Here is a 25,086-nt window from a genome sequence, read left to right on the forward strand (position 1 = left end):
AAAAAGAAAAATATGACTTCAAATAGCTTAATGGATCCGATTGGACGCTTAATGGGCTTACGGTATAAATCTCATCCCTGGCATGGGGTAGATATCGGTGATAAAGCACCTGATCAGCTGACTTGTTTTATTGAAGTGGTGCCCACCGATACCATTAAATACGAGGTAGATAAGAAAAGTGGATACCTTCGTATTGATCGTCCCCAGAAATACTCTAACGTGGTGCCTGCTCCTTATGGTTTTATACCTCAAACATACTGTGGTACACTTGTGGGTAAGTATTGTGCCGAAAAATCGGGTAAGAAAGACATTATTGGGGATGGTGATCCATTGGATATTTTGGTGTTGACAGAAAAAGATATTCCGCATGGGGATGTGTTGGCACAAGCCATTCCTATTGGAGGTTTTCGAATGCTGGATGGTAACCAGGCCGATGATAAAATTATATCGGTACTGCAGAATGACGTGGTGTACGGCGAGTATAAAGATATTAGTGAATTACCTGAAATGGTAATTAAGCGTTTGAAACACTATTTTCTAACGTACAAAGATATGCCAGGTTTGAGTAACGAATCGGAAATCACACATGTGTACAATGCTGAGGAAGCAAAGGAAGTGATTAAATTGTCATTAACTGATTACGAAAATCGCTTTGAGGGATTGCGTGCTGCGCTTTCTACTTACTAAAGTCGAGTTTAAATATGTGTTCTTTATCTTTTTGATCATAGTTGATCACTATGTCGGAGATATCGCAAATACGTTTTACAATAGAAAGGCCAATGCCCAAGGACTGTGGGTGTTGGCTGTTTTTTTTGAATCGGCCAAACATTTGCTCCGGTTCGTAGCTTACCACCTGTCCACTGTTGGTAATCTCAAGCTGTTGTTGTTTAATGGAGATGCGAATATATCCATCAGGTATATTATGGCGAATAGCATTTTTCAATAAATTCTGCATCAATGTATGAGCCAACGATGGGTTCATGTTTGCCAATAAGCGGTCTGTCGATGTCATTTCAACTTTTAACTTAGCCTCCGAAATAAGTGGCTCCAGATTTTCAAGCTCTGTTTGTACAACATCGTTAAAGCTCACACTTTGCGCATTGGCAAATACGCGGTTATCCAGTTTGGCTAAAAATATTAAGGCCTGATTGGTTTTTGATAGTCGGTTGGTTGTTTCAATTAAACCCGCAATGGATTGAATCTGTTCTTCGCGCAGGTTATCAGCCTGAATTAATTCATCGAGCTTAGTGTTAATAATGGCCAAGGGAGTTTGTAGTTCGTGCGATGTATTTTCGGTGTACTCTTTCAAACGTTCATAATCCTCCTTAATCTTTTTATCCATGGCACTAAACACTTCATTGAGTTGTTCAAACTCATCAATGTCAGAGGTCATTAAGTCAAGTCGGTTTTCTTTATTGACATCAAACACGCGTAATTTATTGATGGTGTCGTAAAAGACCGTAAGCGAATATTTGGTTGATGCTCTGTTGACCAGATATAAAATCAGGAAGAAGATAATTGGAAACACAGTGAGCATGAGTGTAAACTTCATCACCATTAGGTCAGATGGTGCAGTGGATCTGATGACTGTATAGTTGACCGCCTGTGCTTCGTTAATGGGCTTTAGCAAGGAGAGCTTGCGATAGAATTCAAAATTACCATCGCCATTATGCATTACTGTGTCGGTAAAGCTATACTGTTCTGTATTAAGTGAAAGTGCTAAGGTGTCAATGGAAACATCGGCATAAGTTAATAAGGTATTGTTATGCTGCTCCACTTGTTGTTGTGCTTCCAATAGCTCGTTATTAAACATTTTATTAACGGCATAGCGGATAAAGTAATAACCTCCTAAACTACCAATGAAAAAGAAAAAGATGCTGGCAGATATGAAGTTGAGTCCGGTTTTCGTTAATAATTTCATTCAACTAAGTTTAATAATTAATGATGGAATAAGTATAAGTGGTTTTTAATTTGAATCGGTAAACTTATAGCCTACACCGTATACATTCTTGATGTAGTCATCACAGCCCGCCTTAATAAGTTTCTTACGTAAGTTTTTAATGTGCGAATAAATAAGGTCATCGGTAAAGCCGTAATCCATAAAATCTTTTGACATGTGCTCGCCAATACCTGTTTTTGTTAGTACCCTGTTTTTATTCGCAATAAAGTACATGAGTAAATCAAACTCCTTTTTGGTAAGGTCTATCGCTTGTCCATTAACTTTTACCAAAAGCTCACTTGGTGTTATCTCTAATTCATTAAACACAATGTTCTCTTCACCTTTAAAGTGAACGCGTCGTACCAGTGATTTTAAACGGGCATTGAGTTCTGCCATCTGAAACGGCTTAGTAAGGTAGTCGTCGGCACCCAACTCCAAACCTTCAATTTTATTCTCCAAACTATCGCGCGCCGAAACCACAATAACGCCTGTTTGCATGCCTTTACTTTTTACTTTCTTGATAACTTCCAGTCCATTGCCATCGGGTAGATTTAAATCAAGAATGATGATGTCAAACAGATTATCTACTAAGTAGAGGGCAGTAGACAAATTGTCGGCCAATTCGCAGCTATGGCCTTCAGAAAGAATAAATTGCTGAATGCTTTGTGCCAGTTGCGGTTCGTCTTCTACTATTAGTATCTTCATTTTTTCTTCAAGCGGATAGACCAAAGACAATCGTCAGCGGTCGGGGTTCAAAATTTAAATAGCATACCTGACAATGTTCATCACCATAGAAACAGTTATCATGGTACATGCTATGCCAAAATACAGAAAATTCTTTTTAAATATGAGTCGTGGTGTATGGTTGCTTTTGGCAAAAATCCAACCAATATGGCTCACAACAAGTGTAAAAACCATTAGGATGAAGTGTTCGACGGCCCAAAAGCGTCCTTTCAATACCTGATTTTGATACACATTAACTTCTCCACTGCTAAATTCGACCATGTACATAATAAAGAGGATGGTGCCCAAAACAAATTGGAGGTAAAGCAGTATAGTGGCCACAAAAGGTAGCTTAACATCCAATTGCTTAAGTTCATATTTCTTTAGCAGGCCACCAATGGCTCTAAAAAGGATAATGCCTGTAATAATAAAGGCCATTATACTTGTTATAATATGAAGTATAAGTATAAAACCTTTCATTATAGAATTTCTTTAGCGATCAAAGTGGCTTGCTTAATGCGGTCGGCCATGCCAATGCCATCACGCAGATTACCAGCAATGATTAATCCAGGGTAGTTATTTTGTACCTCTTCAATGGCTTTAAAACGTTCGTCGGAATTGATGCCATATTGCGGAATGGCATGTGAGTATCGTTTAATTTTAATCATTGATGGATTAAAATGTGGTAGCTCCATTAAGTCGCATACTTCTGATTCCAGTACAGCTAGTAATTCCTCATCGTTGAGATCGCACAATTGCTCGTTACGTATGCCACCCATAAAAATGGTTAGTAAGGCACCACCTTTAGGAGCGCGGTTTTTAAATAAGGAGGACATAAACAGCACCCCAAGCAACTGCCTTTGTTCTTTGTGTGGAATTAAACCGCCAAAACCATCTAGGGCTCTGCCATCCCACTGATCAAAACCCAGTGAAACCTCCACCACACGAGCGTACTTTAGGTTGGTAAGGTTTTGCATTTGTTTTTGCTCAATAAAAGGCAATGTTTTTTCCAGGCCAACTGAGCCAAAGGTGCTAACAACTTTATCAGTTGTTACTGTTTGCGTTTCGCCATCTAATAGATAGCTTATTTGATAACCCTTATCCAAAGGAGTAATCCTTGCTTCAGAAGTATTAAACTGAAAGTGATCTGGGCCGGCACTATTTAATAAAGCATCGCATAGTTTGCTAAGACCTCCCTCAAAGGAAAACACGGCACGATCGGTACGTTTTTCCAATTCGGTCTTAGGTTCTTTGGCTTTTTTACGTGCACCGCCAATAAAACTGCCGTATTTCTGTTCCAAGTTATAAAGCTTAGGCATGGCATGGCGCGTTGCCAATTGTGCCGGGTCGCCTGCGTAAATACCCAAAATAAATGGGTCAATGGCATAATCTAAAAAACTATTGCCCATGCGGCGCTTTACCAATTCAGCTAATGATTCATCTGGATTGCTGCCTTTTTTGCGGAAAGGTTCACCTAAAATTCTGAACTTATCTTTTAAAGAAAACAGGGGTGTAGAAATGGCAGAGATAGGACTGTGGGGGAGAGCCTGCCATTGACCATTTTTTAGTACATAGCGTATCTTAACCAGATCGTTGCCCTTTTCAATTTTTATCTTGTCGCCCAAGTCATCAAATAAAGCCACTACTTCGGGCTGCGATACAATGCCGGAGTTGGGACCAGACTCGTATACAAAACCCTTTTCACTTTGGGTATTTACAACCCCACCGTGGCGATTATTTTGCTCCAGCACTTTAAAGCTGATATTTTGTTTTTTAAGGTGATGAGCTAAGGTTAAGCCTGTGACTCCTGCACCTAATATTACTACCTGATAATGTTGATTACTCATTAATCACTCGTTTAAGTGTTTCAATAAAAAGCGGATGAGCCACAGGTATTTCCACCCTTGAAATGTGCTGTACACGCTCATCGTTTTTGTATATATCAACCAGTTTTATATTTAAATCGTAAACTGTTTCCAAACATTCGGTAGTGAAACTGACAGGTATCATCACTACGTTTTTAGTTCCGTTGGAAACTAATTCTTCCAAATGGTCATCGGTATCGGGGCCAACCCATTTTACTGGACCAACGCGCGACTGAAAGGCCACTTCATAGGGTCGGTCCATAATGTCGGCTAAGCGTTTAGCCATGTGACGAACCGTATCGGGGTATTTATCGCCCCGCTTAACGCCGTAAAGTGGTATGGCATGAGCTGTGAATAGTAATAAGGGATCTTCAATGCCTTGCTGTGCAATATGCTCTTCAATGAGTGTTTGCCAATACTCTAAAAATGTGGGATGCACACTGTAGTCGCAAATTTCGCGTATACGCAAGCTCTTGAGTTTCTTGGCAGCTTTTCGAACATCGGTAAATACCGATGAGGTAGTGGTATCGCTGGCCTGCGGATACATGGTTAGTACATCCATTTTATCAATACCATCCGCTACCATTTGTTCCATCACATCGGCAATAAACGGAGGAGTATAAGAATAGGCTGTGTAAACCGGCATGTTGGCTTCCGCCTGCAAAGCTTTACCCGTAGCTTCGGTGTGCTTAATAATGGGAGTGCCACCTATTAATTGATACTTTTCCCATGACTTAGGGTGCCTTTTCTTGGCAATCATATTGGCAACAAACTGCCTTAATCCCAATGGAAGTGGTAGTATGTATTTATCGCTAAACATGTTTTTTAGAAACAGGCGCATTTCACTAATTGATTGTGGTCCGCCCATATTCACTAATAGTATTCCCTTCATGTTCATTGTGTGATTTAGTTGACTTTTTCTTTCCAACAATTCAACAACAAGATAAGTAGAAAGGTTGACAATTTAATGAAATAAAATTGAGCCTTTTGATACACTTCAATGCCTTGCTATATGGTGTGAAATGTTAGGTGATAAGTTGTAGAAAATGAGAGTTATATGTGTTTGTTGAATTTGTAAGCTTAGAATCTTGAATTTGTCACCTGTGACAAAATGATTTTACACAGGTGATAAATTGATTTGTCTTAGGTGACAAAATCGTTTCTTACCTGAGTAAAAATTTCAGGTGTAGTATGGGTATAAAAAAACTCTCCTGCAAAGGGAGAGTTTGAAGCAATGCTGTATAGTTAAATTAATGGTTCTTTATTCAATAAGGGTTTGTTTAATCTCTTCTAACAAGTCTTATTTTTATTTAACTACACTTATTGAGACCTGATTTTTCATCTGTTGCCATTACAACTATGTTTTTTGTGTAAAAAGGATTAGTGTGTAAGTACTTTGAGTTGTCATACTAATGAACCTTAACAGCTATAAAAATGAAATGTTTTTTTAAATATTTATTTTTAGTTGTGGTGTTTTGTTCAACCAAAGCTATCACCTTATCACAAGTTAAGAATATTAAGGAAAATGTAGCTGAGGAAAGTAATCAGAATACCAGTGGTTCTTGTAGCGATGAAGATGATAATGTGTCGAGCTTTTATTCTGACGATATGAGTTTTGGTGAAAGTTTGATGGCAGAAATCTTTTTAGGAATTATTAAAGGTGTAAGTATAGTAACAGTTGAGGCACAAAGACATGTTTTATCTGATATGGACAAATATCCGAACCTGATCTCTACAGTGGTTGGTGTTGATTACGGAACCAATCTAAGTGCTTTAACTTTAACTCCATCCCTCAGAGTAAATTGGGGTATTGTAGCTTCTGACCTTCGATATTCACTTATACATGATTATACTGGTTCATTGAAATCTTTTGACTGGCAAGTTTTTATTTTGCGAATTCCAGTGGACATAGTCAAGTTGAATTATGGTATTGGATTCACAGCTCTGCTAGAGCCTAATGTAAGTTATTTTGAAAGTTCTTTGGGGGCTGATGTGCATCTGTTGAAAAACAGACTCAATGTAACATCTAACTACCGCTGGACAGCAAAGAAGACAGAAGAGCGTTATAGGCAAGAGTTTAAATTTACTGTAGATTATAGATTGGTTAATAAAGGAGAAATAGATATTTGTCCAATGATTGGGGTTTCATATCAGGACTATTTTAAGGAAGATAACTATCTTTTTTTTAATGTTGGAGTAAAGATAAGGTTCTGTGGTAACGATAGGTAAAGCGTGTATAGTCCTCCTATTGAGTGAAGAATTACACACGCTTATAACATTTTTTTTAAACGGTTTTTGAATACTGGCCTTTACCTTTCTTTAATGCAGGGTCAAATGCCATGGCGATGTTACGAATGACATAACGTCCTTGTCCTTGAACCGTAAAAGCATCATCCTTTATCTCAAGCAAATTATCATCAATAAAAGACTGCACTTTTTCTTCGGCAAACTCAACTGCTGAATATACTTGATCGATGCTTACCGAAAAATCTGCAGCTATTTGCTTGAAGTCGGCATAATAGTTACACATTAACTCATTAATTACCTGACGGATAATCTGCTCATCTTGATTTAAGCGATAGCCACGAACCACAGCTCGTCCGCCTGCCTCAACACGTTCCATGTATTTCTTAATGGTTTTTTCGTTTTGGCTGTAGGCATTAAATAACTGGCTGATGCTCGATGTACCAAAGCCATATACCTGACCTGTTTTCTCGAGTGTGCAGTAGCCTTGAAAATTGCGATGCAATTTTTTCTCATCTAAAGCAATGGCAAACTCATCATCAGGACGAGCAAAATGATCCATGCCAATGGCTACGTAACCTGCCTCAATGGCCATGTTGTAGGCATCTTCCAGCATCGATATTTTTTCGTTTGGCGTAGGCAATCCGTATTGCTCTAGTGTGCGCTGACGTTTAATAACCGTAGGGATGTGAGCATATGAGAATGTCACTAATCGATCGGGATTGGCTGCCAGTGCTTCAGCAACTGTTTCTTTGAATGTTTCTTGCGTTTGAAAAGGCAAGCCATACACCAAATCGAGGTTGATACCTGTAAAACCAATTTTACGCAGGTAAGTAATCATTTCGCCAACCGGCACCTTTGCTGGGCGACGGTTAATGGCTGCGAGCACTTCCTTTTTAAAATCCTGAATACCCAGACTAATGCGGTTAAAACCCATGTCGCGAAGCTGATCTACCATGTCGAAATCGAGGTAAGCCGGGCTACATTCCATGGCCATTTCATACTCATCGGCAAAATTAAAATTAGCCTTTATGGTATCGGTTACCTTGCGAATAAGGTCGGCCGAAATAGCATTTGGTGTTCCTCCTCCCCAATGCACCTGAGTAAGCTTGCGATCTTTTGAAACATCCTGAGATACCAATTCTATTTCCTTAATCAGCACATCAATGTACTTTTCAATGGTACTTTGCCCCATGCCGGTGTAAGTGGTGCAGCCGCAAAAAGTACACAGTTGCGGACAAAAAGGGATGTGCACATACACTGATACGTTCTCAGGCTTCTCGTCATTTGATAGAATCACACTCTCCTTGTAATTCTCATTCCCATACTCCTCATGAAAAAATGTAGCAGGCGGATAACTGGTGTAGCGTGGCCCGGCAATATTGTATTTTTCCAATAGGTTTCTATCAAATTGTAACATAAATCTAAATGATTAATTGTTAATGATTAGTGGTTAATTGCTATTAATGAAACAACAAATGAAGTGTTTTGCTCACTCACATTGATAATTTTACCATTAAGCATTATTAATTATTTTCTTCCCCAATCAACCGACTTTACCCAGTCGATAACAAATTTTACGTTCTCAACCGGAAGATCTGGTAAAATGCCGTGTCCAAGGTTGAATATCCATTTCTGGTTATCGCGACCGAAAGGCAGGTATTTCTCATTCAATACTTTCTCAATCTCTGGCTGTGAAGCGTATAATAAACGAGGGTCAAGATTACCTTGCAACCCAACTTCTGGATCTACAATTTCGCGTGCATGATTCAAACTCATTCGCCAGTCGATTCCAACAAAATCAGCCACTTCTTTATCAATAGCTTTAATGCCATTACCCAAATCTTTTGGGAAATAGATGGTTGGCACGCCAGCATCGCGCACCGCATTTAATATCTTTTTAGAAGCCGGTAAGAATAACTCTAAATACAGATCCTCAGGAATCAAGCCTCCATAGGTTTCAAACAACTGGAAAGCCTGTACGCCATGTTTCACCTGCGTTAAAGCATACTCAATGGACACTTCAGCTAATGCGTCAATAATCTGCTCACTCGCCTTACGGTTTTTATACAAAAACTCTGTGGCATTCTTAAAAGTGATGTCGCGCACATTATCGCGGAACATAAAACAGAAGGTCGTTAACAAGCCCCCGCAGAAACCGATTAATGGTTTTCCTTCGGCACGTGTTTCGATGATTTTATCGATGGCACCATACACATGATCCAACTTGCTCATGTCGCGCTTAAGCTGAGCCACCGGATCATCAAACGTGTGTAAAGGAGCTCCAAATTCAGGCCCGGCATCTGTAAATTTCAATGACATACCCAATGCCTCAGGCACAACCAAAATATCAGAAAACAAGATGGCTGCATCAACACCTAAATCATAAATTGGCATCCATGTTACTTCAGCTGCTAATTTTGGATCTTCCATCAACTCAGAAAACGTGTAATTCTCTTTTAACGCTCTGTAGTTGGGTAATACTCGTCCTGCCTGACGCATAAACCATACTGGCGGACGCTCTGTATTTTTACCGTGTATTGTATCTAAAAATATGTTATTCATAGTTATCCATGCTTAGTGCTTAGTGCTAAGTGTATAGTTCCTGTACTGACAAGAACTGGGCACTTGGCACTATGCACAATTATTACTTAATCGCTTGCAAGGCAGCTCTATTGCCTTTAATCAACTTCTCTAAATCTTTTTCGGTGTGAGCCATCGAAATAAACAGGCACTCAAACTGTGATGGTGCGATGTATAAACCATTTTCAACGGCATGCTTAAAATATGTGGCATATTTACCGGTATCTGAAGTCATTGCTTCGTCAAAAGAGGCCACTTGTTCAGCATCGGTAAAGAATGCTGTCATCATGGATCCAACACGGTTAAGAACAACATTCATACCTAGTTCCTTTGCATTGAGTTTGAAGCCAGCCTCCACAAATGCAGCTTTTTTCTCCAAGTCTTCATAGGCATTTGGTGTCTCGTCTAACTTTTTAAGAGCTGTTAATCCGGCTGCCATGGCTAAGGGGTTACCTGATAGGGTTCCGGCCTGATATACAGGGCCAAGTGGCGCAAGCATGTCCATAATTTCTTTACGACCGCCATAAGCACCAACAGGTAATCCACCACCTATAATTTTCCCAAGCGTTGTTAAATCTGGCATCACACCAAAATACTCCTGTGCTCCGCCTTTTGCTAAACGGAAACCGGTAATTACTTCATCAAATATTAATAAAGCGCCGTTTTCAGTTGTCAGGTTTCGTAATCCCTGAAGAAATCCTTCAGCTGGAGGAACAACACCCATGTTGCCTGCCACAGGTTCAACAATAACCGCTGCAATCTGGTCTTTATTTTCAGCAAATAACTTGGCCACCGATTCGAGGTTGTTGTAATCGGCTGTTAAGGTATCTTTTGCAGTGCTTTTTGTAACGCCGGGACTATCTGGTAAACCAAGTGTTATAGCACCCGAGCCAGCTTTAATTAAAAAGCTATCACCGTGTCCGTGGTAGCATCCCGAAAATTTGATGATTAGCTCGCGGTTTGTATAACCTCGTGCTAAACGTACAGCACTCATTGTTGCTTCAGTACCCGAATTAACCATGCGTACTTTTTCTACCGATGGCACCATCTTAACGATTTGCTCTGCCATTTCTGTTTCAATCTCGGTAGGAGCACCGTAGCTAGTGCCATTGGCTGCAGCATCAGCAACAGCTTTTAGTACATCATCATGAGCATGACCAAGAATAAGCGGACCCCATGAGGCCACAAAGTCGGTATACTCGTTATTATCAATGTCCCAAATGGTTGTTCCTTTGGCTTTTTTAATAAATATTGGGTCGATGCCTACACTTTTGAAAGCTCGTACCGGAGAGTTGACGCCTCCAGGAATAACTTCCTGAGCTTTTTGAAAGGCGCTTTTGCTATTATTGTTGTTCATGTTTTTTAGTATCAAGATTTAAGACACAACTATCAAGATGATTGATCTGATGTCTTATGAAATTATTAAAGAAGCCACTAGCTCTTAATAAGTCGCAAGTTGCTTTTTTATTTCTGTGCATTTAAAATGTCAGCAGCATCTAAAGCATGGTACGTGATGATGATATCAGCTCCGGCACGCTTTATTGACAATAGAACTTCCATCATAACTCTTTGTTCATCGATCCAGTCTTTTTCACCAGCTGCCTTAACCATGCTAAACTCACCGCTTACATTGTAAGCTGCTGTTGGCATTTCAAATTCATTTTTGGTACGGTAGATGATGTCTAAATAACTCAATGCCGGTTTTACCATTACAATGTCGGCACCCTCTTCAATGTCAGAAGCAATTTCGCGCATGGCTTCGTCAGAGTTGGCAGGATTCATTTGATACGTACTACGATCTCCAAACTGGGGAGCGCTCTCGGCAGCCTCGCGGAATGGGCCATAAAAGCCTGATGCGTATTTAGCTGCGTAGGACATGATTGGTGTTTTTTCAAAACCTGCTAAATCTAATGCTTCGCGAATACGTAATACACGACCATCCATCATATCACTAGGCGCAATAATGTCGGCACCTGCTTCTGCTAAAGAAACCGATTGATCGGCTAATGTTTTTAAGGTACTGTCGTTATCCACATCACCATCAATGATTGTTCCGCAGTGTCCGTGGGTTGTGTACTCACAGTTACATACATCGGCTACGATCATAATATCCTCGATCTCCGCCTTAATCGCTCTAATGGCTTTTTGTACAATTCCATCGCTATGGCACGCCACATGTCCGTGCTCATCTTTACTCTCAGGAATACCAAATAAAAGAACGCTCTTTACACCTTTTGATACGGCTAACTTGCATTCTTCAACCAGTGTGTCAATTGACATTTGGTAGTTGCCAGGCATGGAGCTAATTGGTTTTTTAACACCTTCACCAGGACAAACAAACAATGGGTATACTAAATCTTCAACTCGCAAGTGAGTTTCAGTTACCATGTTACGTAATACTTTATTATATCTTAAACGTCGTAGTCGCGTTTCTGGAAATGCCATAGTTATTGAATTTTATAGATTAACGATATTGAGGTTTTAATTGTATTTTCATTTCTTGCCACAAACCCTCGTAAGTAGATAAGCGTGCTACCACTGCAGGTTTTATATTCTGTTTTTTCATGGCTTTAGAGGTTGCTGGTCCAATGGAGGCAAAGCCCACTTCATCGTGAATGAGTGAACCATATAATTTCATAAAACCATTGAAACACGATGGACTGGTACACACCACTAATAATGGTTTGTTGGATTTAAGTAGTTCCACTGTTTCGTTATTTTGTTGTTCGGCTATAATGGTGCGATAAACATTGTATCGCTTAAAGTTACACACGTTTTGCAAGCCATCAGCCAAGGTGTTTTCAGCCAATTCGCCCAACATGCCTACCCATTTTTCATTGGGGCGAATGTGAGCTTGTTGTAGTTCCTTAACCAGGTCAGAAGCTGTACGACCACTGGATACCCACCAGGGTTTCATGCCGTGCTTTTCTAGTACTTGTGCTGTTTTTTTTCCGATGCAAATAAAACTTTTATCGAGTACATCGGCTGGTTTAACCTGCTGAAAGAAGTACTCGACACCCCTTTTGCTTGTGAAAATGATGCGTCGACTTTGGTAAAGATGTTCACGACATTCATTTTCTAAATTCACCTGCTCCGTGTCAATCATTGGGTCGCAGACGACATTGATTCCCTCACTCTTCAAACCATTAAACAGCAAATCGTCTTTACCCAAGGGGTGGGTTAGTACTACTGAAGTTTGTCGTGAGTATGGATCCATGTTACTGATTATTTAGATTCCGAACTTTATCAAGTATTTCGATGCCGCCTTGTTTGGCAATTTGCTGTGCCAATTTACGACCAATTGATTCTGCATCGCAAGCTTTTCCTTTTAATTCACCGCGTAATTCTTTTGATCCGTCGGGCATGGCAACTAATCCTAATACGCTTAGTTCGTCGCTCTCAATTTTTGCGTAGGCACCAATCGGTATTTGGCAGCCGCCTTCCAATTCGTTTAAGAAGCTGCGTTCTGCGGTTATCTGCTGGTAACTTTTGGTACAATGTAGTTTTTTTACAACTGCATCAATCTCGCTATCATTCTCTCTAATTTCAATGGCAATAGCACCTTGACCACATGCCGACACAAAATACTCTGGATCAAAAAGTGATGTGATAACATTGTTGTATCCTAAACGAATGAGGCCAGCTCCTGCCATTACCATGGCATCACAATGTCCTTCATTCATTTTTTTGATACGGGTATCTACGTTACCACGTATATCAACCACTTTTACTTTTGGGTTGATTTTGTGAACCTGTGCTTTTCGTCGTAAACTTGACGTAGCCACGGTATGTGTCTCATTCATTTCGTCTAATGATAAGCCATCTTTACTTACCCAGGCATCTTTAAATTCAGCTCGTTGTAAAATAGCTCCTAGCTGCGCTCCTTCAGGAAACACGGTTGGTAAATCTTTAAGACTGTGCACACACATATCTACCTCACCATTGAATAGGGCTACCTCTAGCTCTTTGGTAAATAAACCCTTATCACCAATTTTAGATAAAGCAACATCCAGTATTTTGTCGCCTTTTGTGGTAATAATATTTATTTCGAATGTTTTATCGGGAAAAGCTTCTTCTAGTTTTGACTTAACTAAATTGGCCTGGTACAAAGCTAGCTTGCTGCCGCGAGTACCTATTTTGATATTGGATTTATTCATATACTTAAGGGATTCTAAACTAAAATACAGATGTTGTTGCATCTGTATTTATACTATGAGTTAAAGTTAAAAAATTCTTCAAGGATTCTTACTTTTTCCGAATCGCGACCTTCGTTGGTGACAGTCTTCATTTGCTTAATGAGCATACGCGTCAATTTAGCACTTAAGTGATCTCCATACTCGTTAATCTTTTTCGAAGCGTCGGTATCGTCTTTAACTTTTTTATAATTTTTAGCCTCTAACGAATGTACACCTTTAAACGTGTCAGTGATTGCACTAAAGGCAGATCTCATACGACGAATGTTCAACCAGTCGTCAAATTCTGTTAATACCTCTTCAATAATAGATTCTGCTTCTGCCAACTTGCCTTTGCGTTTTTCAAAATTAGCCTTAACAACTTCTTCCAGGTGGTCAAGATCGTATAAAGTCACATTTTCCATGTTAGCAATCTGTGGATCTACGTTACGAGGACTGCAAAGATCAAGTACTGTAATGGGCTTGTACTGTCTTCTTTCCATTACTTCTTCAAGCATTTCTTTGTTTAAAAGAACACGTGAAGAGCCCGTTGTAAACGTTACCATGTCTACTGCCGCTAATTGATCGGTAAATGTATCAAAAGGAAATGCCACGCCTTGAACACGATCGGCCAATTGTTCGGCCTTGCCCATTGTTCTGTTGGCTATCCAGTTATGTACACAACCTTTTTTCGATAAGTTTAATGCGACTATTGTTCCTGTTTCACCAGCTCCAACCGTTAATGCTTTGATGTTTGGAAAGCCATTGAGTTTTTTGCTCATTAGGTCTACTGCAGCTGAACTTACTGAGATAGCTCCTTTGTTTAACGCTGTTTTGGTACGAACCAGTTTGCCAGCTTCAAAAGCCTTGTGCACCATTCTTGTTAATTCAGGACCTACCATGGCTGTGTTGTCAACAACTGCAAAAGCTTCTTTTAATTGAGAAACAATTTGATATTCGCCAAGAAGTAGTGAGTCTAAACCTGTGTTAACACGAAATAGGTGTCTGGCACAGTCGATGTCGGTATGTGTGTAGAAATAAGCTTTGATGCTTTCTGGTTGATTGAAGTAAGCCACGCATGCATTGCTCATTTCCTCCATAAATGCATCCTTATCATTGACCTTGCAGCTATCAATTTCAAAGTACATCTCAGAACGGTTGCAAGTGCTTAATACCATTATTCCATTGATATCGCATGCTCTGTTAAGGTGCTCGTACAAACCAGGAACTTCATCTTTGGAAATTACCATTTGTTCTCGTATCTCGAGTAATGCTGTTTGGTGACTGATACCAATTAAACCAACCATATCTTCAATCTGAGTTACTTGTTTTTGTTAGCTTCAAGCTGCTTTGTCAGCTTAGTAATCAAAAATAGAATTGAAATCTGTAGCAAATCTGAAAGGCAAAACTAATTTGGGTACGCCCCTGTTTTTTTAGAATAATTATAGATAAGGGTTGATTGATGAGCTTAAATGTCTAAACAAAGGTAACTCTTGCGTGCAGAGTGAACTATTGAATTAATGTGCCAGATGCTTTGATGATACGAACAAAACCATCAACACCCAGTACATCACCATCGGCTATTATTTGTGCTTGATTATAGTAGCTTTCTCGTTCGGCTAGTTTAGTGGATATAAATTCTTTTAGCTCTTCGCCTGACTTGCCGATTATGAGGGGACGAACCTGTTTTGCACTACTTAGTCGATTGGCCAGAGTGTTGATTGATAGCTTAATGTAAATGCTCAAGCCACTTTTATTCATGACCTGCATATTGTCGAAATAACAAGGGGCGCCGCCCCCTGTTGCTATCACTACCTTTTCTTTATGGCTTACTTCTGCCAGCATTTGTTGCTCGGCTTTGCGAAAAGCCTCTTCACCAAATTCAGCAAAATACTGTTTGATCGAAGTATTGAAGCGGTCTTCGAAATAATCATCCAAATCAAGAAAGTCCCAGCCAAGCTCTGATTTAAGACGCTTGCCTAATGTGGACTTTCCACTGCCCATAAACCCGATGAGGAATATTCGCTGTATTTCCATTACGATTCGAATAGTGACATTTGGTTTTTATCATCTTCCTCGCCAAGTTCATTATTGCCTGCCTCTGAACTTTCAGGTTTTGGCTCATCCTTAATGATAGGCTCAATTTCCTGAATTTTTGAGATTTGGAATGTTGTTAAACGTTTCCCTTTAGCTTTGAAGCTTTTTATTCCAATAAATTCGGCTACTTCAACTATCAGTTTCTCTTTTAGTTTGTCATCACCACCAAACTTAACTTCCAAGCGCGGATAATCAACGTGCATAATTTTCACTAAACGCGATTTTGCATTGTCGCCAATAAATGATTGACTCTTACTTGAGTTATCAAATTGGAAACGCTTGATGTAATAGAAGTTTTGGTCGGCATCGAAATACACTGCTGACCATACAGCATCGTTCTTGTATTTCTCTATGATGAGAATATTGTCTTCGTAGTGGTTGCTTAAATCATATGATGTTAGATAGTACTGTCCGTCCTTAGTAATGACCAAAACTTGATCGCCTCCATGGAATTCTCCAATAAACTGACCTCTTCCATCGGCATTTAAGCGCAATGTTTCGTGCTCAAACCAGATTTTACGACCACCAAGAGTTGACTCGCCTTTTCTTTTCAGCGCGATAGACTTGACTTCGTATTTAGTTAAGATATTACCCATGGCAGCACGGCCTTTGATGGCTAGTTCACCCATGTCCACTTCAAATACCAAGTTTCGAATTCGTGCTTTAGGGCGCAATACTACTTTCAATACTTCTGATTCGCCATTGGGGTTAGCACTAAAGTACATCAGCTTAGTGCCAGGTGTTTCTCTGGTAATGTGGTATTCTTTATCACGAGTAATGCTCGTTACAGCAAAGCGTTTCATGTATACGTTGCCCGCTTTTCCATCGCGATAAACAGCATTATAAATAGTGCGTTTATCATTCTTTTTAAATACCGCTATGTGGATGATGTTTTTACCCACAAAAGCTTTGTCAGTTACCTTGGTAACAATATATTTTCCATCCTTGTAAAAGATGATGATGTCATCAATGTCAGAACAGTCGCAAACAAATTCATCTTTACGTAAAGAGGTACCTATAAATCCATCTTCGCGGTTGATGTATAGTTTTTCATTTTTCACCACCACCTTTGATGCTTCAATACTGGCGAAGCTTCTAATTTCGGTTTTACGCGGGAAGTTTTTACCAAACTGTTTTTTAATGCGTTTGTAATAGGCAATGGAATAGGCAATTAAATTAGCCAGATGGTAGGCTATTTGTTCCATTTCCTCCTCTAAAGAGGCGATGTATTCATCTGCTTTTTTTGCATCAAATTTAGAGATACGAATCATGCGAATCTGTGTTAACTTGATGATGTCATCCCGTGTAACCTCGCGTCGTAGACGTTCTTTAAATGGTTCCAGACCATGGTCAATGGTTTGCACTACTGCCTCCATTGTTTCACAGTCTTCCATGCGCTGGTAAATCTTATTCTCAATAAAAATGCGCTCCAATGAAGACATGTGCCATGCTTCATCCAGCTCATTTTTTCGAATCTCCAACTCACGCTTGAGCAGCTGAACAGTATTGTCGGTGTTCTCCTTCAGAATTTCACTAACACCAATGAAATAGGGCTTGTTATCCTGAATCACACAAGCGTTTGGCGATATTGATAGCTCGCAATCCGTAAAGGCGTACAAGGCATCTATCATTTTGTCAGGCGACGAACCTGCTGGTAGGTAGATGAGTATTTCTACGTTCTCAGCTGTATTATCATCAATTTTCTTAATCTTAATCTTTCCTTTGTCGTTAGCTTTAAGGATAGATTCAATTAAGGAAGTTGTATTTCGTCCAAAAGGAATATCTGAAATCATTAAGGTCTTACTATCTACCTTACTGATTTTTGCTCGTACTTTAACGGCTCCACCACGGATACCATCGTTGTAGCGAGAAACATCGATCATACCTCCTGTTGGAAAATCAGGAAATATCTCAAATGGTTTATCTTCAAGATAGTTGATCGAAGCATCAATCAATTCGTTGAAGTTGTGTGGTAATAGTTTGGATGCCAAACCAACTGCAATTCCTTCAACACCTTGTGTTAATAATAGCGGAAATTTAACAGGCAGCGTGACTGGCTCATTATTACGACCATCGTAACTTTGCTTCCATTCTGTTGTTTTTGGGTTGAAAACAACCTCCTGCGCAAATTTTGTTAAGCGTGCCTCAATGTATCGTGGAGCTGCCGCCCTATCGCCCGTATACACATTACCCCAGTTTCCCTGGCAGTCGATTAGTAAATCTTTTTGACCTAACTGTACCAAAGCATCGCCAATGGACGCATCCCCGTGCGGGTGAAATTGCATGGTGTTACCAATAATGTTGGCCACCTTGTTGTATCTGCCATCATCCATACGTCGCATGGCGTGAAGTATACGGCGTTGCACAGGTTTCAAGCCATCATTGATGTGAGGAACAGCACGTTCTAAAATTACATAGGATGCGTAATCAAGGAACCATTCGCGGTACATACCTGGCAAATGACTTATGGAAGTTGAGTCAGCATCCCATAGGTGCTGCTCTTCTTTCTGCTGATTTTCTGGTGACTCTGAAGGTATTTCTTCAGGTGTATCTGGGGTGTTAGTATCGTCGAAACTCATTCTTCCTTAATTATTTATTCTTCCGTAACAAGGTCTTCCTCAATAACCAAATTATCGATTATAAAAGTTTGTCTGTCAGGCGTGTTCTTACCCATGTAAAATTCTAACAGATCTTTTATCGGTACATCTTTTTTCAAGCGCACAGGCTCTAATCTTATTTCTTTGCCAATGAAGTGTTTGAATTCATCAGGCGAAATCTCACCAAGTCCTTTAAATCGCGTAATTTCAGGTTTGGGGCCACACTTTTTCATGGCCGATAATTTCTCCTCATCCGAGTAACAGTAAAAGGTTTTCTTTTTGTTACGGACGCGAAATAGTGGTGTTTGTAATATGTATAAATGACCATTTTTCACCAATTCGGGAAAGAATTGTAAGAAAAACGTCAATAGTAATAAGCGAATGTGCATGCCATCCACATCGGCATCGGTAGCGATGATAACATGGTTGTAGCGTAATGTATCCAGGCCGTCTTCAATATTTAAGGCTGCCTGCAATAGGTTGAACTCCTCATTTTCGTAAACCACTTTACGTGTTAGTCCAAAGCTGTTGAGCGGTTTTCCTTTTAAACTAAAAACGGCTTGAGAATTAACGTTACGCGCTTTGGTAATAGATCCACTGGCCGAATCACCCTCGGTAATGAAAATAGAGCTGTCAATATTTTGCTCTTTTTTAATGTCGGTGTAATGGATGCGGCAATCGCGTAGTTTTTTATTGTGAAGACTTACTTTTTTAGCCCGTTCGCGCGCAAGCTTTTTAATGCCCGAAATGGCTTTGCGCTCTTTCTCCGATTCAATTATTTTCCTCTGAAGAGCTTCTGCTGTTTCAGGGTTTTTGTGTAGGAAGTTATCCAGATGCTCGGTAACAAAATCTAATATAAAGTTGCGTACCGATGGACCTTTTGGACCAATGTCTTTAGAACCTAACTTTGTTTTTGTTTGTGACTCAAAGACCGGTTCCTCAACCTTAATACTCACCGCTGCAATAACACCTGTGCGAACATCAGATACATCGAAGTTCTTATTATAGAAATCGCGAATGGTTTTTACGTAAGCCTCGCGAAATGCCACCTGATGTGTGCCACCTTGAGTCGTGTGCTGGCCGTTAACAAAGGTGTAGTAATCCTCGCCATACTGGTTGCCATGAGTGATGGCAATTTCAAGATCTTCGCCTTCTAAATGAATAATTGGATACAAACCTTCGGCATCCATGTTCTCGTTTAAGAGGTCGAGTAAGCCATTTTTACTTTGAAAGGTTTTTCCATTGTAAATAATGGATAGTCCCTTATTTAGATATGTGTAATTACGTAACAAAGTCTCTATGTACTCGTCACGGTATGTATAATGTTCAAATATGCTTGTGTCTGGTGTAAAAGAAATGTAAGTACCATTCTTTTCTGTTGAGGTGCTCAGTTCGTGATCCGTAATGACCTCGCCACGACTAAACTCAACAAGTTTTGTTTCGCCTTCGCGATAAGCCTGTACCACAAACTCATTACTTAGTGCGTTAACTGCTTTGATACCAACACCGTTTAGTCCCACTGACTTTTTAAAGGCTTTGGAGTCGTATTTGGCACCCGTATTCATCTTCGAAGCAACATCAATCACTTTTCCAAGGGGAATGCCACGTCCATAATCCCGAACCGTTACGCGCCCTTCTTCCACGGTAACTTCAATTTTTTTACCATTGCCCATCATAAATTCATCGATGGAATTATCCATTACCTCTTTGAGTAACACGTAAATACCATCGTCGGCAAATGTTCCATCTCCCAATTTACCAATGTACATACCCGGACGTCGACGAATGTGTTCCTTCCAGTCCAATGTGCGAATGGCATCTTCGGAATAGTTCTGTGTATTTTGACTACTCATATTTTAATCAACTAATAAATTCGGAAAAGTGAAAGCTCTCATTTTGCAGAAAACCACCCAAATATAATTAAAACAAGAAATGTTTCGTAATTTCTTTATTAACAATGTTGGTTGACAAGTGCTCTAAGTCCTTACGTTCTCTCTGGGAATCAGTCCCATTCTTTCCATTAGGTAGGTTGCATTATGACTTTGAGTAAGGCCTGTTCTAAGCTTGTAATCAAAACTTAAACCGTCATCGTTAAAGCTTACCTCAAAGCAATTGTTGAAAACTTGTCCATTTGTCTGATCTGGTAGTTGTCCTAACTCTAAATCGTGTGTGGCCACCAAACCGCATCCATTATGTTTCAAAAGCTGTTTGATAAGTGCCATGGATCCCTGGTATTTATCCAAAGAGTTAGTGCCTTTTAATATTTCATCCAGTATAAAGAAGAGTTCGCCTTTTTCTTTGAGCTGTTCTAAAATCATTTGTAAGCGACTTAATTCGGCAAAAAAGTAAGACTCGTGCTTTAATAAGTTGTCGATGGCGCGCATGTTGGTAATGAAAGGCATTGGTTTGTAGATAAACTGCTTGGCACATACCACACAGCCATTGCCTGCAAGCACCTTGGCTACCCCTATGGTGCGTAAAAAAGTGCTTTTGCCAGCCATGTTAGCCCCAGTTACCACGCAAATGCGTTGGTCTTGTTTGAACGAAAAGTCGTTATTAATGCGTTCGTTATCTGGAATTAATGGATGTCCCAGATCGCTTGCCTCAAAAATAACTGTGTCGGATATACTTGGATAAACAAACAGAGAGTGGTTGTATGCGAATGTGGCCAGGCTATTCATGGCTTCCAGTTCGTGTAAGTTGTCGAGCCACTTTTCTAATTCGCCACCATAGGCTTTATACCACTTTTGTAGTTTGTAGCATATAATTAAATCCCAAAGGAAGAATCCATTGAGCAAAACACCGAGTAGCATGTTTAAGCGTTGATCGAATAATTTGATGTTTTTGGCAAGCAGAAGCATTACTTCACTGGCATTTTTGCCTTCGGTTTTTAATTCTGATTTAACCTTGTTTAAATAAATGGAGCTTAGCTCGGTGTTTTCAACATGTTGTATGAGCTTCGAGTAGCGTTGAAGAAAGTTGCCTAGAGATGCCACCTCGCCATGTACTCGATTGATCTTTTTTAAGTGAATACCTACAAAACCTAGCCCTGTAAAGAATAGGTACATGAGTATACTGCTTGACCAAATGCCCGATGTAATTAATAAAATAGAAACGGTCATGAGTGATAGGAAGAGCACTATTCCTATTTTACTGGCTTTGGATATGAAAGATAAATCGGGTCGTTTATCAAGGTTGTAAGGATGATTACGTTTATTTTCTTCGGCAACCAAAGCTCCCAAAGCATAAAAGTGCTGCCGAAATTCGTTAAGTGGTGTTAGCTCTTTTACTGCTGCTTGTTTGTCAATAATGTCATCAGCATTGAGCGATAAGTTTTTGAGCTTGTGTGCAAGTTTTAAATAAGCCCCCCTGGTAGATGTTCTGTTGATGAACTGAAATAATGATCCTTTGCCAAATAAATCAAGGTCGTGCGCAAAAAGATGATCTGGCTCTATTAATTCTGAGCCATCAACATCGTCTGTCCACTCCTCATTTATACACTTGATTTCTTTTGTGAGTAAGGCAATGCGATGAGATATGTATTTGCGGCGGGCAGAAATTTTATTGGCCCTTCTAACCAATAATAAAAAAGCAGAGAACAGAAGTGTAAAACAGGCAAAAAATTCGAGGGCCCAGAGCTCCAGTAGGCTGAAAGGTAAGGCAAAGGCTGCCACAAAAGCACTTAGTCGCAGCCATCCATTTATAATAAATCGGCTTTTAAGACTGGATTCTTGAATGAGCCAGTCGTTTAAAGCCGATTGGTATTCTGTTAGTCTTTCATTGTTTCGTTGGCTGCCATCAGTTGCTCCCATATCAGATCTTTCAATTCGGTAATTCCATTATTGGCGACCGAAGATATAAAAATAGAAGGTAGGTCAGGTAAATCCTGTTTGATTTCATCTATCAGTTCCTCGTCTAGCATATCGGCCTTTGAGATGGCTAGCATACGGCCTTTATCTAATAATTCAGGATTATATTGCTTTAGTTCATTGAGCAGAATGTTGTATTCTTTTTTGATGTCTTCTGCATCTGCAGGAACTAGGAATAACAGTATGGAATTACGCTCAATGTGGCGTAGGAAACGAATTCCTAATCCTTTACCTTCGCTTGCTCCTTCAATAATACCTGGTATGTCGGCCATGGCAAATGATTGGTGGTCGCGATAGGAAACGATACCCAGGTTGGGTACTAAGGTGGTAAACGGATAATCGGCAATTTCGGGCTTGGCAGCTGACATAACGGAAAGTAGTGTTGACTTACCAGCATTGGGAAATCCTACCAGTCCGATGTCTGCCAATACTTTAAGTTCCAGTATGGCGGCCATTTCAATGCCGTCTTCACCGGGCTGTGCGTAGCGTGGTGTTTGGTTGGTCGATGATTTAAAGTTCCAGTTACCCAAACCACCTCGTCCGCCTTTGGTCAATACAATCTCTTGATCGTGCTCGGTTATTTCGAACAATAATTCACCTGTTTCGGCATCTTTAGCAATGGTTCCCAAAGGTACTTCAATGGTTCTGTCTTCACCATCAGCACCACTTGATCGTTGCTTGCTTCCATTGCCACCGTGACCGGCAACAACGTGTCGTTTGTATTTTAAATGTAGCAGTGTCCATATGTTGCGATTGCCACGCACAATGATGTGACCTCCACGCCCGCCATCGCCACCATCGGGTCCGCCAAAGGCTTCAAACTTCTCACGGCGCAAATGGGTTGAGCCAGCACCACCTTTTCCTGATCGACAGAAAATCTTTACGTAATCTACAAAATTTGAACTCGCCATATGCTAATCCTTTAAAACACAATAAGCCACGGTAAAAAAGCTTACCGTGGCTCAAATATCGTTAAATTAAACTACTTCAGCTTATTTAATACTTCAGAAATGCGCCCGAAGATATCATCGATGTTACCAACGCCTTTGATAGGCTTGTATAAACGCTTCTTTCTGTAGAATTCAATTACAGGAAGTGTTTGCTCTTCGTAAACCTCCAAGCGCTTGTTAATGGTTTCCATGTTATCGTCTGAACGATCTTCTGTTTCAGCACGTTTAAGCAAGCGACTTAACAACTCTTCGCGTTGTACTTCTAGGTTCAATAAAACAGAAACCCTTGTACCATGCTCTTTCATTATTTCAATAAGAGCTTCGGCTTGAGCCACAGTGCGTGGAAAACCATCGAAGATAATGCCTTGATCGATCGGGAGCTTTTCAAGAAAAGAATCCAGCATATCGATAATTGTTTCATCAGGCACTAGTTCGCCTTTGTCGATGTAACTTTTAGCAATCACACCTTCGTGCGTGTTATTATGAATAGCTTTTCTACATAACTCCCCTGTAGAAACGTGTGCTAAGTTAAATTTCTCTGCAATTAATTTGCTTTGCGTACCCTTGCCTGAGCCGGGTGCGCCAAAGATGACAACATTGAGCATGTTCGTTACTCCTTAAAAATAAATAAATAGATGTTCTACTCTACTACTGTATATATATCTTTCAGATTCCTTCCGTATCCGTCGTAGTCAAGTCCATACCCTACAATAAAATCGTTTGGAATGTCCATGCCCACATAATCAAGCTTAACATCGCGTTTGCAAGCATCTGGTTTAAACAACATGGTTGCTACTCTAACATCAGCAGGTCCCATTTGTTTTACTTGTTCTACCGTATTGATAATGGTTAAGCCTGTGTCAACAATGTCTTCAAGCAAAACAACCGTGCGATCTTTAATATCTTGATTTAATCCAATAATTTCTTTTACCGTACCTGTTGAGCCTGTTCCTGAATAGGACGAAAGCTTAACAAAGCTGATTTCGCACGCAATGGTTAGGCGCTTCATTAAATCAGAAGCAAACATAAATGAACCATTCAGAACACATATCATTAACGGGTTTTTCCCGTCTAAATCTTTGTTGATGCGTTCAGCCACCTGATCAACTGCTTTTAATAACTTCTCTTCTGGTATAGATAAATCAAATTCTCTATCTAATATCTTCACTCGGTTCATGGCTTCTTTTTTTTGCGATGAATTAAAAAATACCAATACTAATGCGACTATCTGAAATTAAGACAATTACATAAGTAATTCAATCGGTAATTAAATAAAAGTCTGGATTTTAAGGTGCAAAAGTATAAAAAATAAAGATAACGCCATGATTATATTGCTTTCTTAACTATTTTTGTAGCGGGAAAAAATTAACGAAAGGTTCTTTAAGAGAATTTTTAACAATAAATAAATAGGTAATTATGCAACCAAAAGTTAGTATTATTATGGGGAGCACGTCCGATCTTCCGGTGATGAAGAAGGCGGCTGATTTTTTAAATGATCTTAAAATTCCATTCGAAATTAATGCGCTATCTGCTCACAGAACGCCAGAGCAAGTTGAGGCATTTGCTAAGAGTGCTGAAGATAGAGGTGTTAAGGTAATTATTGCTGCGGCAGGTATGGCAGCTCACTTACCAGGTGTAATTGCTTCAATGGTGAAAATACCAGTTATTGGTGTGCCTATTAAAGCAAGTCTTGACGGATTGGATGCACTATTGGCAATCGTACAGATGCCTCCTGGAATTCCTGTAGCAACAGTTGGTATCGACGGAGCTCAGAACGCGGGTATATTAGCAGCTCAGATGATTGCAACTGGCGATGCTGAAACATCGGCTAAGTTGGCTGACTTTAAAGAAAGCCTAAAAGAGAAGATTGTAAAAGCCAATGAGGCTTTAAAAGAAGTGACGTACGAGTACAAAACGAACTAATTTCTGATAAAAGAAAAATTAGGAGGCTGTCTTTTTGTTAAGGCAGCCTTTTTTTTTGTTATAAGATGCGATAGTTATTAATTTGATCGGTTTCAAGATTGCATCCTTAATAGTAAGAAAACCT

22 protein-coding genes are annotated in these 25,086 nt (G+C 39.8%); 3 read left to right on the forward strand and 19 right to left on the reverse strand.

Annotated elements, in window-relative coordinates:
- Positions 1-12 precede the first annotated feature (12 nt).
- The gene (locus tag FNN09_RS02350) at positions 13-687 is read left to right on the forward strand and encodes an inorganic pyrophosphatase (RefSeq protein WP_143299867.1); all 675 of its coding nucleotides are present in this window, start codon (positions 13-15) and stop codon (positions 685-687) included.
- On the opposite strand, the gene FNN09_RS02355 is transcribed toward FNN09_RS02350, so the two are convergent.
- The 5 genes from FNN09_RS02355 to hemH are packed head-to-tail and all read right to left on the reverse strand — an operon-like array spanning position 677 to position 5,419.
- On the reverse strand, positions 677-1,921 hold the full coding sequence (locus FNN09_RS02355; RefSeq protein ID WP_143299868.1) for a HAMP domain-containing sensor histidine kinase: 1,245 nt from the start codon (positions 1,919-1,921) through the stop codon (positions 677-679). The genes FNN09_RS02350 and FNN09_RS02355 overlap by 11 nt on opposite strands.
- A gap of 45 nt (positions 1,922-1,966) precedes the next feature.
- A complete protein-coding gene (locus FNN09_RS02360) occupies positions 1,967-2,644 on the reverse strand; it encodes a response regulator transcription factor (RefSeq protein WP_143299869.1) in 678 nt (225 codons plus the stop codon).
- Positions 2,645-2,698: 54 nt separating this feature from the next.
- Complete coding sequence (locus FNN09_RS02365) at positions 2,699-3,142, reverse strand: hypothetical protein (RefSeq protein ID WP_143299870.1); 444 nt, start codon at positions 3,140-3,142, stop codon at positions 2,699-2,701.
- A complete protein-coding gene (gene hemG, locus FNN09_RS02370; RefSeq protein WP_143299871.1) occupies positions 3,142-4,509 on the reverse strand; it encodes a protoporphyrinogen oxidase in 1,368 nt (455 codons plus the stop codon). The genes FNN09_RS02365 and hemG overlap by 1 nt, the downstream gene beginning before the upstream one ends.
- The gene (gene hemH / locus FNN09_RS02375) at positions 4,502-5,419 is read right to left on the reverse strand and encodes a ferrochelatase (protein ID WP_185968822.1); all 918 of its coding nucleotides are present in this window, start codon (positions 5,417-5,419) and stop codon (positions 4,502-4,504) included. Before hemH ends, hemG begins: the two co-directional genes overlap by 8 nt.
- 542 nt (positions 5,420-5,961) lie before the next feature.
- Between hemH and FNN09_RS02380 the strand changes: the two genes are divergently transcribed.
- Entirely contained in the window at positions 5,962-6,756 is a 795-nt protein-coding gene (locus tag FNN09_RS02380; RefSeq protein WP_143299873.1) for a hypothetical protein, read from the forward strand.
- A gap of 55 nt (positions 6,757-6,811) precedes the next feature.
- Here FNN09_RS02380 and hemN read toward each other — a convergent pair whose 3' ends face one another.
- The 14 genes from hemN to hpt form a co-directional block, all read right to left on the reverse strand.
- On the reverse strand, positions 6,812-8,191 hold the full coding sequence (gene hemN, locus FNN09_RS02385) for an oxygen-independent coproporphyrinogen III oxidase (RefSeq protein WP_143299874.1): 1,380 nt from the start codon (positions 8,189-8,191) through the stop codon (positions 6,812-6,814).
- Positions 8,192-8,301: 110 nt separating this feature from the next.
- Entirely contained in the window at positions 8,302-9,336 is a 1,035-nt protein-coding gene (gene hemE / locus FNN09_RS02390; protein ID WP_143299875.1) for a uroporphyrinogen decarboxylase, read from the reverse strand.
- A gap of 82 nt (positions 9,337-9,418) precedes the next feature.
- Positions 9,419-10,711 carry a glutamate-1-semialdehyde 2,1-aminomutase gene (hemL, locus tag FNN09_RS02395; RefSeq protein WP_143299876.1) on the reverse strand — a complete coding sequence of 431 codons (1,293 nt, stop codon included), beginning with the start codon at positions 10,709-10,711 and terminating at the stop codon, positions 9,419-9,421.
- Between the two features lie 107 nt (positions 10,712-10,818).
- Positions 10,819-11,799 carry a porphobilinogen synthase gene (gene hemB / locus FNN09_RS02400; protein ID WP_143299877.1) on the reverse strand — a complete coding sequence of 327 codons (981 nt, stop codon included), beginning with the start codon at positions 11,797-11,799 and terminating at the stop codon, positions 10,819-10,821.
- A gap of 19 nt (positions 11,800-11,818) precedes the next feature.
- The gene (locus FNN09_RS02405) at positions 11,819-12,571 is read right to left on the reverse strand and encodes a uroporphyrinogen-III synthase (protein ID WP_143299878.1); all 753 of its coding nucleotides are present in this window, start codon (positions 12,569-12,571) and stop codon (positions 11,819-11,821) included.
- 1 nt (position 12,572) lies between these two features.
- On the reverse strand, positions 12,573-13,511 hold the full coding sequence (gene hemC / locus FNN09_RS02410) for a hydroxymethylbilane synthase (protein ID WP_143299879.1): 939 nt from the start codon (positions 13,509-13,511) through the stop codon (positions 12,573-12,575).
- 53 nt (positions 13,512-13,564) lie between these two features.
- Positions 13,565-14,833, reverse strand: coding sequence for a glutamyl-tRNA reductase (gene hemA, locus FNN09_RS02415; RefSeq protein WP_143299880.1), 1,269 nt, complete (start codon positions 14,831-14,833; stop codon positions 13,565-13,567).
- 202 nt (positions 14,834-15,035) lie between these two features.
- A complete protein-coding gene (locus FNN09_RS02420; protein WP_221932403.1) occupies positions 15,036-15,563 on the reverse strand; it encodes a shikimate kinase in 528 nt (175 codons plus the stop codon).
- Positions 15,563-18,202, reverse strand: coding sequence for a DNA gyrase/topoisomerase IV subunit A (locus FNN09_RS02425; protein ID WP_143299881.1), 2,640 nt, complete (start codon positions 18,200-18,202; stop codon positions 15,563-15,565). Before FNN09_RS02425 ends, FNN09_RS02420 begins: the two co-directional genes overlap by 1 nt.
- Positions 18,203-18,216: 14 nt before the next feature.
- Positions 18,217-20,073 (reverse strand): DNA topoisomerase IV subunit B, encoded by a 1,857-nt coding sequence (locus FNN09_RS02430; protein WP_143299882.1) that lies wholly within the window; start codon positions 20,071-20,073, stop codon positions 18,217-18,219.
- A gap of 123 nt (positions 20,074-20,196) precedes the next feature.
- A complete protein-coding gene (locus FNN09_RS02435; protein ID WP_143299883.1) occupies positions 20,197-22,032 on the reverse strand; it encodes a hypothetical protein in 1,836 nt (611 codons plus the stop codon).
- A complete protein-coding gene (gene obgE / locus FNN09_RS02440) occupies positions 21,990-23,000 on the reverse strand; it encodes a GTPase ObgE (RefSeq protein WP_143299884.1) in 1,011 nt (336 codons plus the stop codon). The genes FNN09_RS02435 and obgE overlap by 43 nt, the downstream gene beginning before the upstream one ends.
- A gap of 71 nt (positions 23,001-23,071) precedes the next feature.
- Positions 23,072-23,644, reverse strand: coding sequence for an adenylate kinase (locus FNN09_RS02445; protein WP_143299885.1), 573 nt, complete (start codon positions 23,642-23,644; stop codon positions 23,072-23,074).
- Between the two features lie 35 nt (positions 23,645-23,679).
- Positions 23,680-24,216, reverse strand: a complete 537-nt coding sequence (gene hpt / locus FNN09_RS02450; RefSeq protein ID WP_143299886.1) for a hypoxanthine phosphoribosyltransferase — start codon at positions 24,214-24,216, stop codon at positions 23,680-23,682.
- Positions 24,217-24,455: 239 nt separating this feature from the next.
- Between hpt and purE the strand changes: the two genes are divergently transcribed.
- Positions 24,456-24,962, forward strand: coding sequence for a 5-(carboxyamino)imidazole ribonucleotide mutase (purE, locus tag FNN09_RS02455; protein WP_143299887.1), 507 nt, complete (start codon positions 24,456-24,458; stop codon positions 24,960-24,962).
- Positions 24,963-25,086: the final 124 nt, after the last annotated feature.

It is taken from the genome of Carboxylicivirga sp. M1479 (assembly GCF_007097485.1).
GTDB lineage: Bacteria > Bacteroidota > Bacteroidia > Bacteroidales > Marinilabiliaceae > Carboxylicivirga.

Bases quoted from the DNA above. Each gene is read 5' to 3' on its own strand.
- FNN09_RS02365 (WP_143299870.1), bottom strand. From the start codon at position 3,142: ATGAAAGGTTTTATACTTATACTTCATATTATAACAAGTATAATGGCC.
- FNN09_RS02435 (WP_143299883.1), bottom strand. From the start codon at position 22,032: ATGGGAGCAACTGATGGCAGCCAACGAAACAATGAAAGACTAACAGAA.
- FNN09_RS02425 (WP_143299881.1), bottom strand. From the start codon at position 18,202: ATGAGTTTCGACGATACTAACACCCCAGATACACCTGAAGAAATACCT.
- hpt (WP_143299886.1), bottom strand. From the start codon at position 24,216: ATGAACCGAGTGAAGATATTAGATAGAGAATTTGATTTATCTATACCA.
- hemG (WP_143299871.1), bottom strand. From the start codon at position 4,509: ATGAGTAATCAACATTATCAGGTAGTAATATTAGGTGCAGGAGTCACA.
- purE (WP_143299887.1), top strand. From the start codon at position 24,456: ATGCAACCAAAAGTTAGTATTATTATGGGGAGCACGTCCGATCTTCCG.
- hemC (WP_143299879.1), bottom strand. From the start codon at position 13,511: ATGAATAAATCCAATATCAAAATAGGTACTCGCGGCAGCAAGCTAGCT.
- FNN09_RS02420 (WP_221932403.1), bottom strand. From the start codon at position 15,563: ATGGAAATACAGCGAATATTCCTCATCGGGTTTATGGGCAGTGGAAAG.
- hemE (WP_143299875.1), bottom strand. From the start codon at position 9,336: ATGAATAACATATTTTTAGATACAATACACGGTAAAAATACAGAGCGT.
- FNN09_RS02360 (WP_143299869.1), bottom strand. From the start codon at position 2,644: ATGAAGATACTAATAGTAGAAGACGAACCGCAACTGGCACAAAGCATT.
- hemA (WP_143299880.1), bottom strand. From the start codon at position 14,833: ATGGTTGGTTTAATTGGTATCAGTCACCAAACAGCATTACTCGAGATA.
- hemN (WP_143299874.1), bottom strand. From the start codon at position 8,191: ATGTTACAATTTGATAGAAACCTATTGGAAAAATACAATATTGCCGGG.
- FNN09_RS02405 (WP_143299878.1), bottom strand. From the start codon at position 12,571: ATGGATCCATACTCACGACAAACTTCAGTAGTACTAACCCACCCCTTG.
- FNN09_RS02445 (WP_143299885.1), bottom strand. From the start codon at position 23,644: ATGCTCAATGTTGTCATCTTTGGCGCACCCGGCTCAGGCAAGGGTACG.
- FNN09_RS02380 (WP_143299873.1), top strand. From the start codon at position 5,962: ATGAAATGTTTTTTTAAATATTTATTTTTAGTTGTGGTGTTTTGTTCA.
- hemH (WP_185968822.1), bottom strand. From the start codon at position 5,419: ATGAAGGGAATACTATTAGTGAATATGGGCGGACCACAATCAATTAGT.
- hemB (WP_143299877.1), bottom strand. From the start codon at position 11,799: ATGGCATTTCCAGAAACGCGACTACGACGTTTAAGATATAATAAAGTA.
- FNN09_RS02430 (WP_143299882.1), bottom strand. From the start codon at position 20,073: ATGAGTAGTCAAAATACACAGAACTATTCCGAAGATGCCATTCGCACA.
- obgE (WP_143299884.1), bottom strand. From the start codon at position 23,000: ATGGCGAGTTCAAATTTTGTAGATTACGTAAAGATTTTCTGTCGATCA.
- FNN09_RS02355 (WP_143299868.1), bottom strand. From the start codon at position 1,921: ATGAAATTATTAACGAAAACCGGACTCAACTTCATATCTGCCAGCATC.
- FNN09_RS02350 (WP_143299867.1), top strand. From the start codon at position 13: ATGACTTCAAATAGCTTAATGGATCCGATTGGACGCTTAATGGGCTTA.
- hemL (WP_143299876.1), bottom strand. From the start codon at position 10,711: ATGAACAACAATAATAGCAAAAGCGCCTTTCAAAAAGCTCAGGAAGTT.